This is a genomic window from Pseudomonas sp. 18175, from assembly GCF_050432925.1.
GTDB lineage: Bacteria > Pseudomonadota > Gammaproteobacteria > Pseudomonadales > Pseudomonadaceae > Aquipseudomonas.
The window spans coordinates 1-17,052 of record NZ_JBKFTO010000007.1 but is presented as its reverse complement, the minus strand read 5'-3'; the positions used below and the strand labels follow the sequence as shown (position 1 = coordinate 17,052).

The window sequence follows — 17,052 nt, the reverse complement described above, 5'->3', positions numbered from 1 at the left end:
TGCATCGCGGGCAAGCCCGGCTCCCACAAAAGAAGATAAGTTGTTGTTTTAGATAAAAAAAGTAAACCGCGTTAGATAAAAACAGTTTAATAACAATAAAGACGAGGATGTAGGGATGAAAAAGCAACACAACAATGCTCGGCTGATCTGCCAACTGTCAGCAGCAGCAGCCCTGGTTTTGTCCGCCAATGCGATGGCGGACGAAGCGTTCAGCGCCGATTCCAAGTGGATGACCGGCGATTGGGGCGGTGAGCGTACCAAGCTGATCGAGCAAGGTATCGACATCAAGGCTGATTACGTCGGGGAAATGGGCTACAACGCCCACGGCGGCTACAACAACGACAAGACCGGTCGCTACGCCGACCAGTTCGGTCTGGGTGTAGCCCTGGACCTGCAAAAGCTGTGGGGCTGGGACAACACCCAGGCCAAGATCCAGTTGACCAACCGTAATGGCCAAAACATCTCCAACGACCGCATTGGTGACCCGCGTGCCGGCACGCTGAGCTCGTCGATGGAAGTGTACGGTCGTGGCCACATGGTGCGTCTGACCCAGTTCTGGATCCAGCACCAGATGTTCGACAACAAGCTCGACGTGAAACTCGGTTATTTCGGTGAAGGCGAAGACTTCAACACCTTCCCGTGCGACTTCCAGAACCTGTCGTTCTGCGGCTCCCAGGTCGGTAACTATGTGGGCACGTGGTACAACTGGCCAGTCAGCCAAGCGGCTATCCGCGTGAAGTACCACATCACCCCAGAGCTGTATGCGCAAATTGGTGCGTACAACCAGAACCCATCGCAGCTGGAGCACGGCAACGGCTTCAAGCTCAGCGGCAGTGGCACCAAGGGCACCGTGATTCCGGTGGAGTTGGTCTGGTCGCCGAAGGTTAACAGCCTGCCGGGCGAATACCGTGTCGGCTACTACAAGAGCGCCGCCGATGCTGCCGACGTACGTGAAGACGTCAATGGCAACGATGCTGCCACCACAGGCGCAGCCTACCGCACCCACAGCAGCAAAAAAGGCTACTGGTTCGTTGCCCAGCAGCAACTCACCAGCCACAACGGTGATGCTTCCCGTGGCCTGAACATTGCGGCCAACGCCACGTTCCACGACAAAGAAACCAACACCGTCGACAACTACCAGTCGTTGATGCTGGTGTACAAAGGCCCATTCGATGCGCGTCCAAAAGACGACGTCGGCATTGGCGCGGCGCGTCTGCACGTCAACAAAGACGTGAAGAAAGACGCTGAGTTGCTCAACGCCGCCAATGGTGTGGACGACTACGACAACCCGCTGTACCGGCCGATCCGCGAAACCGAGTACAACTTTGAAATCAACTACGGCTTCCACGTCACCAACTGGCTGACCGTGCGTCCCAACCTGCAATACGTCGTGCAACCGGGCGGCGTAGATAAAGTCGACAACGCGCTGGTAGCGGGCCTGAAAATTCAGTCTACGTTCTAACGCTGTTGCGATAAGCTCCTTCTCTCTGTGCGCATTTTGCGGGTAGCCATGGCTACCCGCTTTTTTTGGGCAGCACCGTGAAGACATTCAGGACAGTGGCACATGCATGAGCAACCGCTGCAACGCTTTTTCAAATCCCTGCGCGAACGCCCGGTGTTTGCCTGGGAACGCTTTCAGATGCGCGATGTGTTGGTGATCGACCATCCGCTGTGCCAGGCGGTGTTCAGCCGCCAGGGCGCGCAACTGCTGCATTTTCAGCCCAAGGGGCAAAAACCCTGGCTGTGGTGCGCGGCCAAGTGGCCGCAGGTGGGGGCCATCCGCGGTGGTATTCCGGTGTGCTGGCCGTGGTATGGCCGTCACCCCAGCGAAAACGCCTGGCCGTCCCATGGTTGGGCGCGCTTGATCGACTGGAAACTGCTGGACAGCAGCACCGACGACGACGGCGTGCGCCTGCACTGGCAATTACAACTGTGCGACTGGCAGGTGGACCTGCACGCGCATTTGGGCGAAACCCTGGAGTTGCGCTTGAGCACCGAGCATCAAGACGAACTGCCTTGCCAATTGAGCCATGCTTTGCACGCTTACTGGCGTATTGGTCACGTTGATGAGATAGCGCTGTCTGGGCTCGACGGAGCGCAGGGTTACGACCAACTCAGCCGCCAGGCCTGCCAGCAGGAAGGCGAATTGCGGGTGGACGGTGGCTGTCAGCGGGTGTTCCAGCATGACGGCGAATTGCAGCTCAAGGACCACGCCTGGCAGCGCGAACTGTGCATCGACACCGGCGACAGCGCGGACACCGTGGTGTGGCACCCGGGCAGCCGGCCTCTATTGGGGGTGAGCTTCAACGAGGCGTCGGGGTTTGTGTGCGTGGAGTCGGCGATGGCCGGGGCGAGTTTGGCGCCGGGGGAGAGGGCGCACCTTAGTTTGCAGGCTCGGGCTGGGGTTTAGCGGTGTTGCTAATGGCCTCTTCGCGAGCAAGCCCGCTCCCACATTTGACCAAGTTCCCACATGAGAATGCGGTCGAATGTGGGAGCGGGCTTGCTCGCGAAAGGGCCGGTAATGCTGGTCGAGATGCCAGGCTTAGTTGAACTCATCCCCCACCGGATACCGGCTGTCATTCAAGCTCTCTTTGATCTTGCGCAAATGCGGCTGGAAATCCACCCCACGGCGCAACGTCATCCCGGTCGCCAGCACGTCCAGCACTGTCAACTGAATGATCCGCGAGGTCATCGGCATGTAGATGTCGGTGTCTTCCGGCAATGGAATGTTCAAGCTCACGGTACTGGCCTTGGCCAACGGCGAGTTCTCGGCAGTCACGCCCAGTACTGAGGCGCCGTTGCTGCGGGCAATACGCGCCACTTCCACCAGTTCACGGGTACGCCCGGTGTAGGAAATGATCACGAACAACTCACCGGTGTGGGCCACCGAGGCGATCATGCGTTGCATCAGCACGTCGGCGTGAGCGGTCACCGCCAGGTTGAAGCGGAAGAACTTGTGCAGCGCATCCATGGCTACCGGGGCCGAAGCACCCAGGCCGAAGAAGTGGATCTGCCGCGCCTGGATCAACAAGTCCACGGCCTTGCTGATCAGGGCCGGGTCCAGGGCCTGGCAGGCGCTGTCCAGGGACGCGATGGCACTGCCAAAGATCTTCTGGGTGTAGGCCTCGGGGTTATCATCGGCTTCCACGGCGCGGCTGACGTACGCTGCGCCACTGGCCAGGCTTTGCGCGAGCTGCAATTTCAGTTCAGGGTAACCGCTCACGCCGAACGAACGGCAGAAACGGTTGACCGTCGGTTCACTGACCGAAGCGGCCTGGGCGAGGGCGGCGATAGAGAAGCGGGTCGCCTGCTGTGGGTTGAGCAGGATGACCTCGGCGACTTTTTTCTCAGCCTTGTTCAATTCTTCGAGGCGGTTCTGGATCTGTTCCAGAAGATTTCGCACGCGGTCCATTCAGTCTTTCCTTCGGGCGACGATGCAAATAAAAGGTGGCAACCAATCGACCAGTGGTCTTTTGCGGTGGCCTATCCTACTGAGGGTAGCTGAACACCACCACTCGGAATGCGTATTTCGGGAAAATGTTGTGGTTATTACTACATTTTTCCTTGAGTGATGCCTTGAAAAAAGGTATTTGTAGCTTAACTTGATAAAAGAACAAACATCATGCCTTCGATAACCGTAGAACCCTGCACCTTTGCCCTGTTTGGCGCCTTGGGTGATCTGGCGCTGCGCAAGTTATTTCCTGCCCTCTATCAACTCGATGGCGCGGGCCTGCTGCACGACGACACGCGCATCCTGGCCCTGGCCCGTGAGGCCGGTTCTGCGCAGGACCACGTGGCCCATATCGAAAAAGAATTGCGCAACTACGTCGGCAAGGAACTGGACGAAGCGATCGCCCAGCGTTTCCTGGCCCGCCTGACCTACGTACACGTCGACTTCAAGAATGCCGGCGACTATGTTGCCCTGGCGGAAATTGCCGGTACTGCGCAAACCCTGATTGCCTACTTCGCCACACCGGCTGCCGTGTATGGCGCCATCTGCGAGAACCTGTCCAAGGTCGGCCTGGCGGAAAACACCCGCGTCGTGCTGGAAAAACCCATCGGCTCGGACCTGGAGTCCTCGCGCAAGGTCAACGACGCCGTGGCGCAGTTCTTCCCGGAGAACCGCACCTACCGCATCGACCACTACCTGGGCAAAGAGACCGTCCAGAACCTGATCGCCCTGCGGTTCGCCAACAGCCTGTTCGAAACCCAGTGGAACCAGAACTACATCTCCCACGTGGAAATCACCGTGGCCGAGCAGGTTGGCATCGAAGGCCGTTGGGGCTACTTCGACAAGGCCGGCCAGCTGCGGGACATGATCCAGAACCACCTGCTGCAACTGCTTTGCCTGATCGCCATGGACCCGCCGGCGGACCTCTCTGCCGACAGCATCCGCGACGAGAAGGTCAAGGTGCTCAAGGCCCTGGCGCCCATCAGCCCGGAAGGCCTGACCACCCAGGTAGTGCGCGGCCAGTACATCGCCGGCTACAGCGCGGGCAAGCCGGTGCCGGGTTACCTGGAAGAAGAGAACTCCAACACCCAGAGCGACACCGAAACCTTCGTCGCCCTGCGTGCCGATATCCGCAACTGGCGTTGGGCCGGGGTGCCGTTCTACCTGCGTACCGGCAAGCGCATGCCGCAAAAGCTGTCGCAGATCGTCATCCACTTCAAGGAACCGTCCCACTACATCTTCGCCCCCGAGCAGCGCCTGCAGATCAGCAACAAACTGATCATCCGCCTGCAACCGGACGAAGGGATTTCCCTGCGAGTGATGACCAAGGAGCAAGGCCTGGACAAGGGCATGCAACTGCGCAGCGGCCCGCTGCAACTGAATTTTTCCGACACCTATCGCAGCGCACGGATTCCCGATGCCTACGAGCGGTTGTTGCTGGAAGTGATGCGCGGCAATCAGAACCTGTTTGTGCGCAAAGATGAAATCGAAGCCGCGTGGAAGTGGTGTGACCAGTTGATCGCCGGGTGGAAAAAATCCGGTGATGCACCCAAGCCGTATGCGGCGGGTTCCTGGGGGCCGATGAGCTCCATTGCACTGATCACGCGGGATGGGAGGTCGTGGTATGGCGATATCTGATTTGAAACTGCCTCAGGGCGTAACACCCCATGAGTACCGCACGCCGGTGCTGCTGGCCGAAGGCTTGGCCAATGATGTGGCCGAGCAATTGCGCGCGGCCATCAGTGCCCGTGGCGAAGCGACGTTGGTGGTGTCCGGTGGCCGAAGCCCTGTCGCCTTTTTTCAGCACCTGGCCAAGCAAGGCCTGGACTGGTCCAAGGTCACCATCACTCTGGCCGACGAGCGCTGGGTGCCGGTGGAGCATGCCGACAGCAATGCGGGCCTGTTGAAGCAGCACTTGCTGCAAGGCCCGGCGGCCAAGGCCAAGTTCCTCAGCCTCTATAGCGCCGCAGCCAATCTTGAAGACGCAGCCGAGCAGGCCGATCGCCTGCTGGCCGAATTGCCAGCCATTGATGTGCTGGTGCTGGGCATGGGCGATGACGGCCACACCGCGTCGCTGTTCCCCAACAGCCCGAACCTGAACGAAGCCCTGCAGCCCGACGGTACCCGCCGTTGCTGGCCGATGCTGGCACCGACCGTGCCGCACCAGCGCCTGACCATGAGTCGTGCGCTGCTGGCCACGGCGACCTACACCGTGCTGTCGATTTCCGGCAGCTCGAAATTGACCACCTTAAGCGCCGCGCTGGCCAGTGACGACGTTGCTGCCATGCCGATTCGCGCGTTTTTGCAACCTACATTAGAGATTTACTGGTGCCCATGAACCAAGGATCAGCCGCTATGAACAGCCCTCAACCGACCGTGTCCATGGCGGACAAAGTTGCCCTGATCGACAGCCTCTGCGCCAAGGCGCGGATCCTGCCGGTGATCACCATCGCCCGCGAACAGGACATCCTGCCGCTGGCCGATGCCCTGGCCGCCGGTGGCCTGACGGCATTGGAAGTGACACTGCGCTCGCAGTTCGGCCTCAAGGCCATTCAGGTATTGCGCGAGCAACGCCCTGAACTGTGCACCGGTGCGGGCACCGTGCTGGACCGCCATATGCTCGAAGCGGCCGAAGTGGCTGGCTCGCAATTTATCGTCACCCCCGGCATCACTCGCGACCTGCTGGAAGCCTCGGTGCACAGCCCAATCCCGCTGCTGCCGGGCATCAGCAATGCCTCGGGCATCATGGAAGGCTACGGTCTGGGCTACCGCCGCTTCAAGCTGTTCCCGGCTGAAGTCAGTGGCGGCGTGGCGGCGATCAAAGCCCTGGGCGGTCCGTTTGGCGAAGTGAAGTTTTGCCCAACCGGCGGCGTCGGCCCGGCCAACATCAAGAGCTACATGGCGTTGAAAAACGTGATGTGCGTGGGCGGCAGCTGGATGCTGGACCCAGAGTGGATCAAGAACGGCGATTGGGGCCGTATCCAGGAAGTCACCGCCGAGGCGCTGGCGCTGCTGGACTGATCTGATTTAACGAATCGTTGTTGCTGTGCTTAACGGCATTTTTGCGGCGCACTTGGTCGGTGTGCCGCTTTTTTTTGCCTGTAGAAAAGCTTTCGGGCCAGCATAAATCCATAGGTTGGAATGAGTTTATGTGGGAGCGGGCTTGCTCGCGAATGCGGTCTTTCAGTCACAGTATTATTGACTGATCCACCGCTTTCGCGAGCAAGCCCGCTCCCACAGTTTTAATCGGTGTTCAGTTCGGTAATGGCGTGGACCAGTACATTGATATCCCCCGCAGACGTCACCAACCCCGGGGTCACCCGAATACAGGTGCCAAATGCCGCGCCCACTCGGGTGGTGGTAAACAGGTTGTAGTCCTTGAGCATTTGATCCGCCATCGCCTGCTGATCCCGCCCCACAAACTTGAACGCCGTTATCCCACAATAAAGCCGCGGATCATCCGACGTCAGCACCTCAATCCCCGCCAACGGCCGTACCTGGCTCACCCACAGGTCGCGCAGGTAATTGACCCGCGCACCTTTGGCCGCCGAGCCTCCCAAAGCACGATGCTCTTCAAACACCAGCGGCAAGGTCATCAGCGCGGGAAAGTTCGGCGTGCTGTAGGACGTGCGTGCGCGTACATCGGTGGTGGGGTAGTGAAACTCGCCCATGTCCGGGTCGATGTCGGCCAGGCGCTCGGGCGCGATGTACAAAAAACCCAGGGTCAGCGGTGCACCGACCCATTTATGCAGGTTGAAACCGGCGAACTGAATGCCCAGCTCGGCAAGGTTGAAATCGATCTGGCCTAGGGCATGAGCGCCGTCGAGGATTACGTCCACATCATGCTCACGCGCCGCCTTGGCAATCGCCTCGACTGGCATCACCAGCCCGGTGCGATGAGTGACGTGGGTCAGGGCCATCAGCTTTAAACGTGGGTGCTGCGCGAAGGCATCGCGATAAGTCTGCACCAGGCTGTCGAAACTGGCCGGATGCGCGTGGGACAGTTCGATCACCTCAACGCCGCGAACGCTTGCCAACCAGCGCATGGCGCCTTTGACCGTGTCGTACTCCAGGTCACTGATCAACACTTGATCGCCCGGTTGCAAGCGGTTGTAGTTGCGGATCAGCGACTGCAAGGCTTCGGTTGCGTTGCGCGTGAAGGCCACCGACGCCGGATCGACGCTGATCAGCTCGGCCAACTGGCGACGAATCTCGACGTTTTCTCCCTGCTCGAAACGCTGGCGCACATACACCGAGTTGCTGCGGTTGATAAACGCAACGTGCTCCAGGTATTGCGCCTGCACTGCGCGGCTCATGCGCCCGAAGTAGCCGTTTTCCAGGTTGATCGGCCCGGGCTCCAGCTCATAGCGCTGGGCGATGGTAAGCCAGTGGTGTTTGTTTTCGGCATTCCTTGGCATGGCAGGGCTCTTAATGGCGAGGGGCAGGTTTGCCGTGTTTTGCACGCAACGGTTCAAGCAGTTCGGCCAGACCGTTGCTGTCGATTTCCTGCATCAACGCCAACAAGCCACCCAACTCGCCGTGGGGGAAACCTTCACGGGCAAACCAGTTCAGGTAGGGGCCTGGCAGGTCAGCGATGATCCGGCCCTTATACTTGCCGAAAGGCATTTGGCGGGTGATCAGCAGTTCAAGTTTTTCGGGGTTCATGGGGTTTCAATGCTGTGAGTCGAGGCTCTGGAAAATACAGGCATTCTGCATGAAGGCCAATTGACAGATCATGCAAATAACGTACATACAGATGGTTCAATAATTCTCAAGCTATTGAAAAACAAGAAAAATATTGTTTTCAAAAACCTGGCACGGGCGCTGCAATCATTAAGACAACCTTCTTAACCCGCACAAGGAATTAGAAAATGACTGACATCAATAAAGAATCGATCTCCGTACTCAATGACCTGATCGAGACCAGCAAAGACGGCCAGAAAGGTTTCGCCACCTGCGCCGAAGACATCAAGCACCCAGAACTCAAGGCGCTGTTCGTCAAGCGTTCAGCTGATTGCGCCAGTGCCGCTGCCGAGCTGCAAACCGCAGTGCGTGCGTTGGGTGGCGATCCGGAAGAGTCGGGCAGCGTGGCCGGTGCCTTGCACCGCGGCTGGGTCGACGTGAAGTCGCTGGTGACCGGTAAAGATGAAGAAGCTGTTCTGAACGAAGCCGAGCGCGGTGAAGACCACGCGTTGAAGGCTTACAAGGAAGCGATCGAGAAGATCAACAAGCATAACCTGCTGGGGATTCGTGATCTGGTGGAGCGTCAGTTCCACGGTGCACAACGCAATCACGATCAAGTGAAGGCGCTGCGTAACCAGGCTCGCGCTCAGTCGTAAGCCGTACGCTGGACCCAATGTGGGAGCGGGCTTGCTCGCGAAAGCGGTAGATCAGTCAATAAAGCTGTGACTGAAAGACCGTATTCGCGAGCAAGCCCGCTCCCACATTTGTTTTTGCGTATGGCTATAGATCCAGATCAGCCGATGGTAATCGGCGGCAGTTCGGTCAACGTCACTTCTTGCTGCTTACGCGGCGCCAAAATCTCCGCTTCACCATCCACCACCAACTCATCACGCTGGTTAAACACGCGAGTGGCAATGCGTACGCGAAACTTCGGCAGTTTTTCGAGGATTTCCAAGCGTACGGTCAGGGTGTCGCCGATCTTCACCGGCTTCTGAAAGCTCATCTGCTGGCCAATATAGATAGTCCCCGGCCCAGGCAGCTCGCAGGCGACGGCCGCGCTGATCAGGGCGCCGCTGAACATGCCGTGGGCGATACGCTCCTTGAACATGGTGGCCTTGGCGTATTCGGCGTCCAGGTGCACCGGGTTGTGGTCACCGGACATCGCGGCGAACAGCTGGATATCGCGCTCTTCCACCAACTTGCTGTAGCTGGCGGTCTGGCCGACTTCGAGGGCTTCGTACGGGGTGTTGGTTACCTGGGTCATCTAAAGGTGCATCCTGTGGCTAATCGGTAATTTAATCGGCTGATTTTAAAGCAAAAACTATTCGCAGCGGGCCGGCCGGCGCAACGCCAGGGCCTGGTCGAGCCACGCCAGTACATCGCCGGTCACTTGATCACGGTTGGTTTCGTTGAACACCTCATGACGCGCCTGCGGGTAGATCGTCAGGTGTACGTGCTGGCCGCCGGCCTCGCGCAGGGCGTTGGCCAGGAGGGTGAGACGCTTGCCCTCGCTCACCGGATCACATTCGCCGCCGATCACCAGGATCGGCAGCCCCGGATCGATTTGCGCGAGATTGGACGCTTTGCTGATTTGCTGCAAGCCGCCCAGCAGGTCGATCCACAGCTGGTTGGTGCAACGGAAGCCGCATAGCGGGTCGTTGATGTACTTGTCTACTTCAACCGGGTCGCGGCTGAGCCAGTCAAACGCGGTGCGGTTGGGCTTGAACGCTTTGTTGAATGAGCCGAACGACAGGAAGTCGATCAACGCACTGCGTCCGCGCAACCCCTGGCGCGCCCGCTCGATACGCGCGATCACCCGCGCTGCACGGTACAGCGCCACCGGCTGGAAATTCGAACCGCTGAGAATCGCACCATCCAGGCTGGCGCTGTGGTGGATCAAGTATGCCTGGGCGATATAACTGCCCATGCTATGGCCGAGCAAAATGATCGGCACGCCCGGCTGTTGCTGGCCGATATGCTGGTTGAGGCTGGCGAGATCGCCCACCACCTTGTTCCAGCCATCGTGCTCGGCATACAGGCCCAAGGTGCCTTCGTCGGCGGTGCGCCCGTGCCCACGCTGGTCCAGCGCATACAGGCCGTAACCGGCCCCGCACAAGGCGTCGGCCAGGCGCGCATAGCGCCCGCTGTGCTCGGCCATGCCGTGGGACAGCATCACCAGTGCCTTGGCCTGGCCCTCAGGCATCCATTGATTGACGTACAGGCGGCTGCGGTCATTCGCGGTCAGCCAGAAGGTGCTGTGGTTCATGACGCTTTCCTTTGCTCGGGGTCGTTGCAGTGTATAGCGCATCCCCAGCAAAACGCCTGATCAGCCCAGGGCCTTGTAGGAAGATTCACGCAATCAATGACGCACTTTCCAGTATTTGCCTGTTTAGCCATAGCTGCTAACGTCCCCAAAGCTCCGCTTTCTATGCGGCCGGACACACTCAGGTAAGAGGACAAGAATAATGCAACCTGATTTCTGGAATGACAAACGCGCGGCGGGCGTTCCCAACGAGATCGACCTTACGGCCTACAAGTCAGTGATCGAAGTCTTCGAGCGTTCCTGCAAGGCCTTTGCCGACCGTCCGGCATTCAGCAACATGGGTATCACCCTGACCTACGCCGAGCTTGAGCGCCAAAGTGCAGCGTTCGCCGGCTACCTGCAGCAACACACTGACCTCAAGCCGGGCGAGCGCATCGCGGTGCAGATGCCCAATGTCCTGCATTACCCGATTGCTGTGTTTGGCGCCTTGCGTGCCGGGCTGATCGTGGTCAATACCAACCCGCTGTACACCCCACGCGAGATGCGCCACCAGTTCAAGGACGCCGGCGTGCGTGCGCTGGTCTACCTGAACTTGTTCGGCTCACGGGTGCAGGAGGTGTGCAGCGACACCGAGATCGACTACCTGATCGAAGCCAAGATGGGCGACTTCATGCCCGCCGCCAAGGGCTGGCTGGTCAACACCTTGGTCGATAAGGTCAAAAAGATGGTCCCGGCCTACAGCCTGCCACGGGCTGTCTCGTTCAAGCGCGCGCTGCGCATGGGCGCAGGCCTGGGTGTGACGCGCCATCCGGTGAGCCTGGACGACATCGCCGTGCTGCAATACACCGGTGGCACCACCGGCCTGGCCAAGGGCGCGATGCTCACCCACGGCAATCTGGTGGCGAACATGCAACAGGTGCGCGCCTGCATGTCCCAGACCGGCGAGGATGGCCACCCGCTGATCAAGGAAGGCCAGGAGGTGATGGTGGCGCCGTTGCCGCTGTATCACATCTATGCCTTCACTGCGAACTGCATGTGCATGATGGTGTCCGGTAACCACAACGTACTGATCACCAACCCGCGGGACATCGGCGGCTTTATCAAAGAACTGAAAAAGTGGCGGTTTACCGGGCTGCTGGGGCTTAACACGCTGTTTGTGGCATTGATGGACCATCCCGAGTTCAAGAGCCTGGATTTCTCCCACCTCAATCTCACCAACTCCGGCGGCACCGCGTTGATCAAGGCCACCGCCGAGCGCTGGGAGCAAATCACCGGCTGCGCCATTGGTGAAGGCTACGGCCTGACGGAAACCTCGCCGGTGGCGAGCACCAACCCCTACGGCAATAAATCGCGCCTGGGCACCGTGGGCATTCCGGTGCCGGGTACGGCGATGAAGGTGATCGATGATCAAGGCGTCGAGCTGCCTCTGGGTGAGCGCGGCGAGTTGTGCATCAAGGGCCCGCAGGTGATGAAGGGCTACTGGCAGCAACCGGCTGCGACGGCTGACACCCTGGACGCCGAAGGCTGGCTCAAGACCGGTGATATTGCGGTGATCGACGAGGACGGGTTTATCCGCATCGTCGACCGTAAGAAAGACCTGATCATCGTCTCGGGCTTCAACGTGTACCCCAACGAGATCGAAGACGTGGTGATGGCGCACCCGGCGGTGGCCAACTGCGCGGTAATCGGCGTGCCGGACGAGCGTACGGGGGAAGCGGTGAAGCTGTTTGTGGTGGCGCGTGCCGAAGGGGTGAGCCTTGAGGAGTTGAAGGCCTACTGCAAGACCAACTTCACGGGGTACAAGGTGCCCAAGCATATTGTGTTGAGGGAGTCGTTGCCGATGACGCCGGTGGGTAAGATTTTGCGCAGGGAGTTGCGCGACATCGCCTGAATTGAAATAGGCTCAAAATGTGGGAGGGGGCTTGCCCCCGATTGCGGTGTGTCAGTCACTAAATTTTTTGGCTGACACACTGCAATCGGGGGCAAGCCCCCTCCCACATTTGATTTGTGTTGCCTTGGAGGCCTTGTTCCAGAGCCTTTTCCGGGAGGATTTAAACTGTGACCAAATATTGTCCTACAGTCGTGTTTATGACTGTGGACCCCTCTTTTGGCTCTAGTCGGCCCCTGGCAAAGCTGCTACTCTCGGCGCGCTTTGTGACATCTCGGCCTGCTTGAAAGCGCCAGACTCACCTAAAAAAACATACACCAATAATAATCGCATCAAATGCGATGATGAATTCGCGTCGCTGAATTCGTGTCGCTGAGGAGTGGGCTTCCATGAACGAAGACTTTTGGAAGGATAAGTACCCCGCCGGGATTGCTCCAGAGATCAATCCAGACGAGTATCCAAATATTCAGGCGGTACTGAAACAGTCCTGCCAGCGCTTCGCCAACAAACCGGCTTTCAGCAACCTGGGCAAGACAATCACCTACGGTGAGTTGTACGAATTGTCCGGCGCCTTTGCCGCCTACCTGCAACAGCACACCGACTTGAAGCCCGGCGATCGCATTGCCGTGCAACTGCCCAACGTTTTGCAATACCCGGTCGCCGTGTTCGGTGCCATCCGTGCCGGCCTGATCGTGGTCAATACCAACCCGCTGTACACCGCGCGGGAAATGGAACACCAGTTCAACGACTCCGGCGCCAAGGCCCTGGTGTGCCTGGCCAACATGGCGCACCTGGCGGAAAAGGTCGTCCCCAAGACTGCCGTCAAGCACGTGATCGTCACCGAAGTCGCCGACTTGCTGTCGCCGTTCAAGCGCCTGCTGATCAACAGCGTCATCAAGTACGTGAAGAAAATGGTCCCGGCCTATCACCTGCCCAACGCGATCAAGTTCAACGACGTGCTGGCCAAGGGGCACGGTCAACCGGTCAGCGATGCCAGCCCTGCCAGCAGTGATGTGGCGGTGCTGCAATACACCGGCGGCACCACCGGCGTGGCCAAGGGCGCGATGCTCACCCACCGCAACCTGGTCGCCAACATGCTGCAATGCAAGGCGCTGATGGGCTCCAACCTCAATGAAGGCTGCGAGATCCTCATCACCCCGCTGCCGCTGTACCACATCTATGCGTTCACCTTCCATTGCATGGCAATGATGCTGATCGGCAACCACAACATCCTGATCAGCAACCCGCGCGACCTGCCGGCGATGGTCAAGGAACTGTCGAAGTGGAAGTTCAGCGGTTTTGTCGGCCTGAACACCTTGTTCGTGGCGCTGTGCAATAACGAAGCCTTCCGCAAACTGGACTTCTCGGCGCTGAAAGTCACCCTGTCGGGCGGCATGGCCCTGCAACTGGCGGCCGCCGAGCGCTGGAAGGCCGTGACTGGCTGTGGCATTTGCGAAGGTTACGGCATGACCGAAACCAGCCCGGTGGCCACGGTTAACCCGATCCAGCATATTCAAATCGGCACCATCGGCATTCCGGTACCGTCCACGGTCTGCAAGGTGATTGCCGATGACGGCACCGAGCTGGCCCTGGGTGAAACCGGTGAGCTGTGCGTCAAGGGCCCGCAGGTGATGAAAGGCTACTGGCAGCGCCAGGACGCCACCGACGAGATGCTCGACAGCGAAGGCTGGCTCAAGACCGGCGACATCGCGATCATCCAGCCGGATGGCTACATGCGCATTGTCGACCGCAAGAAGGACATGATCCTGGTCTCGGGCTTCAACGTGTACCCCAACGAGCTGGAAGACGTACTGGCGGGCCTGCCGGGCGTGCTGCAATGCGCAGCCATCGGCGTGCCGGACGAGAAGTCCGGGGAGATCATCAAGCTGTTTATCGTGGTCAAGCCGGGTGCGACCCTGACCAAAGACCAGGTGATGGAGCACATGCGCGCCAACGTCACCGCGTACAAAGTGCCCAAAGCCGTTGAGTTCCGCGATGCGTTGCCGACGACCAACGTGGGCAAGATCCTGCGGCGGGAGTTGCGCGATGAGGAACTGAAGAAGCTGGGCCTGAAAAAGTAACTAGCTTGAAATACAGTCCAATGTGGGAGGGGGCTTGCTCCCGATAGCTGAGTGTCAGTCACTGCATCTGGTGACTGATAAACCGCTATCGGGAGCAAGCCCCCTCCCACATTTTTTGACCGCATTCTTACAGAGCGAAGTGCGCGAAGCCCACGCCTGCGCCAGTCGGGCGCACATCTTTCAAGAACGAATCCTTATCCGCACTCAGCTCCAGCGTGATCTCCGGCTTGCGCTTGTTCGCGTTGCGCACCACCAGCCCTTCGATGTGTTCACGCAGGAACGCCGTTGGCACCTTCAGGTGCAGCAACTGGTCGGTCTCGGCGTTGTGCATCAACAGATGGATCCACTCGTATTGGCCCACGGCAATGCGGCCCACCGGCAGGTCGAACCACCAGATGTTGCGCTTGCGGTCCAGGTCGGTGAAGTGGCAGTTGTTGACGCCGAGTACGGCACCGCCCAGTTCGGTGTTTCTGCGGGCGATGGCCTGTGCTTTATTGAGTTTCATAACCTTCCTACGGGATCTGTTATTCAGCGTTATAGCCTGAATGTGCCGGGCATTCTCGTGGGTTGGCCGCAAAACATAAAGCCAAACCTGCGGCCGGCGATGAAATGCCCCTCGAAAATAATTGAAACTCTGCCGAACCGCGCCGGGTCAATCTCTAGGTAATGACCAAAACCCTTGAATGTTCGATCGGAGAAATACCATGGGCAGCACAGCGGATAAGGCAAAAGGTTTGAAAGACGAAGCCGTCGGTAACATCAAGCAAGGCGTCGGCAAAGTCACCGGCAACGACAAACTGCGCGCTGAAGGTGTGGTGCAGGAAAAGAAAGGCCAGGTTGAAAAAGCCATTGGCGACACCAAGGACGCTGTGAAGAAAGCCACTAAATAAGTTCGCTTTCACACAGCCCAAACGGCCATCCACGGATGGCCGTTTTTGTGTCATCTGGCGCAGTTAAAGTTTCGAAATTGTTTCAAGGTCGCCAAATAGGCTACCTTGATGTAGAAAACGGCCCCTGAGTCGCCCATGAACCAAACCTTTTTGCGGCGAAAGGAGACGCTATGATTTTTCCGGTCCTCGATGGCCTCAAGCTTCACAAAGTGTTGGTGCGCACCGTCAAGGAATTCGTTGATGACGAGATGCCCACCTACGCCTCGGCACTGGCCTACCAGATGCTGTTTTCCCTGTTTCCCTTCCTGCTGTTCCTGATTGCCCTGATCGGTTTCCTGCACCTGCCGGACTTCTTCACCTGGCTGCGCATGCAATCTGAGCTGGTGTTGCCGCCCCAGGCACTGGAGCAGGTCAACCCGGTGATCGACCAGTTGCAGCAGTCCAAGGGCGGCTTGCTCTCGGTGGGTATCGTGATCGCGCTGTGGACCGCTTCGGCCGGCGTGCGCCTGATGATGAGTGCAATGAACGCCGCCTACGACGTGGTGGAAGGCCGGCCGATCTGGAAGCGCTTCCCACTGTCGATTTTCTACACCGTCGGCATCGCCGGCATGCTGCTGGCCGCCGCCGCGCTGATGGTGCTGGGCCCGCAAGTGATGGAATGGCTGGCCGGGCAGATCGGCATGCAGGAATTCGTGGTCACCCTGTGGACCATCGTCCGTTGGCCCTTGATCGTGATTTTGCTGATGTTCGCCGTGGCCCTCATGTACTACGTGATGCCTGACGTCGAGCAGAAATTCCGCTTTATCACCCCAGGTTCCGTGCTGGCGGTGGTGGTGTGGATCGTCGCCTCCCTGGGGTTTGGCTACTACGTCAAAACCTTCGCCGACTACAACGCCATGTATGGCAGTATCGGGGCGATCATCGTCCTGCTCCTGTACTTCTACATTTCCGCCGCCGTGCTGTTGCTGGGCGCGGAAATGAATGCCGTGATCGAACACATGTCGGCCGAGGGCAAGGACCCGGGTGAAAAAGAGTTCGATGAGCCCGGCCACACCGATGAAAAACAGCACGTCTCAGGCCTCGGCCGAGACCATTCCAAGCCCACTCCTGATGAAGTCTGATCGATGATCCGTGAAATCCTGAAAATGGGCGACGAGCGCCTGCTGCGTATCGCGCCACCGGTGCCACCGGAAATGTTCGACAGCCCCGAGTTATGGCAGTTGATCGACGACATGTTCCAGACCATGGAGCACGTGGGCGGCGTGGGCCTGGCCGCACCGCAGATCGGCGTCGACCTGCAACTGGTGATCTTTGGTTTCGAGGCCAGCGAACGCTACCCGGATGCACCGCCGGTGCCGCAGACCATCCTGATCAACCCGCTGATTACTCCGCTGAGCCCAGTGCTGGAGGAAGGCTACGAAGGTTGCCTGTCGGTGCCGGGGTTGCGCGGTGCAGTGGAGCGTTACCAGCAGATCCGCTATGAGGGATTTGATCCCAAGGGCGAGCCGATCGTGCGGATTGCCGAGGGTTTCCATGCGCGGGTGGTGCAGCATGAATGCGATCACTTGATCGGCCGGTTGTACCCGTCGCGGATTACGGATTTCACCAAGTTTGGGTTTATCGAAGTGATGTTCCCCGACATGGATCCCACAGCCGACGAGTAATTCTCAGAAATACAGAGATCCAAATGTGGGAGCGGGCTTGAACTGGCCTAATGAATTTGGACACATCAATAGGGCGCTATGATGGCGCCCAAACCCGAGGTGTGCAGATGATGCGAAAGTCCTATTCCAGCG

Annotated in this window: 17 protein-coding genes; 11 read left to right on the top strand and 6 right to left on the bottom strand. The window is 58.9% G+C overall.

The window, feature by feature from the left end; genetic code table 11:
- Positions 1–115 precede the first annotated feature (115 nt).
- Both ACLD1Y_RS11355 and ACLD1Y_RS11350 read left to right on the top strand, forming a co-directional pair.
- The gene (locus ACLD1Y_RS11355; RefSeq protein ID WP_429478095.1) at positions 116–1,462 is read left to right on the top strand and encodes a carbohydrate porin; all 1,347 of its coding nucleotides are present in this window, start codon (positions 116–118) and stop codon (positions 1,460–1,462) included.
- 102 nt (positions 1,463–1,564) lie between these two features.
- Entirely contained in the window at positions 1,565–2,410 is an 846-nt protein-coding gene (locus ACLD1Y_RS11350) for a D-hexose-6-phosphate mutarotase (RefSeq protein ID WP_429478094.1), read from the top strand.
- A 132-nt stretch (positions 2,411–2,542) separates the two neighbouring features.
- On the opposite strand, the gene ACLD1Y_RS11345 is transcribed toward ACLD1Y_RS11350, so the two are convergent.
- Positions 2,543–3,403: a MurR/RpiR family transcriptional regulator gene (locus ACLD1Y_RS11345; protein WP_185708207.1), complete on the bottom strand. Its 861-nt coding sequence runs from the start codon at positions 3,401–3,403 to the stop codon at positions 2,543–2,545.
- Positions 3,404–3,622: 219 nt separating this feature from the next.
- On the opposite strand from ACLD1Y_RS11345, the gene zwf reads away from it, so the two are divergent.
- Genes zwf through ACLD1Y_RS11330 form a run of 3 tightly spaced genes read left to right on the top strand, consistent with a single transcriptional unit; the run spans position 3,623 to position 6,472 of the window.
- The gene (gene zwf / locus ACLD1Y_RS11340; RefSeq protein ID WP_429478093.1) at positions 3,623–5,089 is read left to right on the top strand and encodes a glucose-6-phosphate dehydrogenase; all 1,467 of its coding nucleotides are present in this window, start codon (positions 3,623–3,625) and stop codon (positions 5,087–5,089) included.
- Positions 5,076–5,789, top strand: a complete 714-nt coding sequence (gene pgl, locus ACLD1Y_RS11335; RefSeq protein WP_429478092.1) for a 6-phosphogluconolactonase — start codon at positions 5,076–5,078, stop codon at positions 5,787–5,789. The genes zwf and pgl overlap by 14 nt, the downstream gene beginning before the upstream one ends.
- Before the next feature lie 17 nt (positions 5,790–5,806).
- Positions 5,807–6,472 carry a bifunctional 4-hydroxy-2-oxoglutarate aldolase/2-dehydro-3-deoxy-phosphogluconate aldolase gene (locus tag ACLD1Y_RS11330; RefSeq protein WP_429478091.1) on the top strand — a complete coding sequence of 222 codons (666 nt, stop codon included), beginning with the start codon at positions 5,807–5,809 and terminating at the stop codon, positions 6,470–6,472.
- A 221-nt stretch (positions 6,473–6,693) separates the two neighbouring features.
- Here the strand turns inward: ACLD1Y_RS11330 and ACLD1Y_RS11325 are convergent, their stop codons facing one another.
- On the bottom strand, positions 6,694–7,869 hold the full coding sequence (locus tag ACLD1Y_RS11325) for an aminotransferase class V-fold PLP-dependent enzyme (protein ID WP_429478090.1): 1,176 nt from the start codon (positions 7,867–7,869) through the stop codon (positions 6,694–6,696).
- Positions 7,870–7,879: 10 nt separating this feature from the next.
- The gene (locus tag ACLD1Y_RS11320) at positions 7,880–8,116 is read right to left on the bottom strand and encodes a DUF3820 family protein (RefSeq protein WP_017735664.1); all 237 of its coding nucleotides are present in this window, start codon (positions 8,114–8,116) and stop codon (positions 7,880–7,882) included.
- A 206-nt stretch (positions 8,117–8,322) separates the two neighbouring features.
- Between ACLD1Y_RS11320 and ACLD1Y_RS11315 the strand changes: the two genes are divergently transcribed.
- Complete coding sequence (locus ACLD1Y_RS11315; protein ID WP_236528964.1) at positions 8,323–8,790, top strand: ferritin-like domain-containing protein; 468 nt, start codon at positions 8,323–8,325, stop codon at positions 8,788–8,790.
- A 137-nt stretch (positions 8,791–8,927) separates the two neighbouring features.
- On the opposite strand, the gene ACLD1Y_RS11310 is transcribed toward ACLD1Y_RS11315, so the two are convergent.
- Together ACLD1Y_RS11310 and ACLD1Y_RS11305 are read right to left on the bottom strand one after the other, a co-directional pair.
- Entirely contained in the window at positions 8,928–9,398 is a 471-nt protein-coding gene (locus ACLD1Y_RS11310) for a MaoC family dehydratase (protein WP_105523957.1), read from the bottom strand.
- A gap of 57 nt (positions 9,399–9,455) precedes the next feature.
- Positions 9,456–10,400 carry a lysophospholipase gene (locus ACLD1Y_RS11305; RefSeq protein ID WP_429478089.1) on the bottom strand — a complete coding sequence of 315 codons (945 nt, stop codon included), beginning with the start codon at positions 10,398–10,400 and terminating at the stop codon, positions 9,456–9,458.
- A gap of 199 nt (positions 10,401–10,599) precedes the next feature.
- Between ACLD1Y_RS11305 and fadD2 the strand changes: the two genes are divergently transcribed.
- A complete protein-coding gene (fadD2, locus tag ACLD1Y_RS11300) occupies positions 10,600–12,288 on the top strand; it encodes a long-chain-fatty-acid--CoA ligase FadD2 (protein ID WP_429478088.1) in 1,689 nt (562 codons plus the stop codon).
- Between the two features lie 386 nt (positions 12,289–12,674).
- Complete coding sequence (gene fadD1 / locus ACLD1Y_RS11295; RefSeq protein ID WP_429478087.1) at positions 12,675–14,366, top strand: long-chain-fatty-acid--CoA ligase FadD1; 1,692 nt, start codon at positions 12,675–12,677, stop codon at positions 14,364–14,366.
- 127 nt (positions 14,367–14,493) lie between these two features.
- Here fadD1 and ACLD1Y_RS11290 read toward each other — a convergent pair whose 3' ends face one another.
- The gene (locus ACLD1Y_RS11290; protein ID WP_429478086.1) at positions 14,494–14,871 is read right to left on the bottom strand and encodes a hypothetical protein; all 378 of its coding nucleotides are present in this window, start codon (positions 14,869–14,871) and stop codon (positions 14,494–14,496) included.
- Between the two features lie 199 nt (positions 14,872–15,070).
- Between ACLD1Y_RS11290 and ACLD1Y_RS11285 the strand changes: the two genes are divergently transcribed.
- The 3 genes from ACLD1Y_RS11285 to def all read left to right on the top strand — a co-directional run bounded on the left by ACLD1Y_RS11285 (position 15,071) and on the right by def (position 16,920).
- On the top strand, positions 15,071–15,256 hold the full coding sequence (locus ACLD1Y_RS11285) for a CsbD family protein (protein WP_176994235.1): 186 nt from the start codon (positions 15,071–15,073) through the stop codon (positions 15,254–15,256).
- Positions 15,257–15,426: 170 nt separating this feature from the next.
- A complete protein-coding gene (locus ACLD1Y_RS11280; protein WP_429478085.1) occupies positions 15,427–16,377 on the top strand; it encodes a YihY/virulence factor BrkB family protein in 951 nt (316 codons plus the stop codon).
- Positions 16,378–16,380: 3 nt separating this feature from the next.
- Positions 16,381–16,920 carry a peptide deformylase gene (gene def, locus ACLD1Y_RS11275; RefSeq protein ID WP_429478084.1) on the top strand — a complete coding sequence of 180 codons (540 nt, stop codon included), beginning with the start codon at positions 16,381–16,383 and terminating at the stop codon, positions 16,918–16,920.
- The last annotated feature ends 132 nt before the right edge of the window (positions 16,921–17,052 follow it).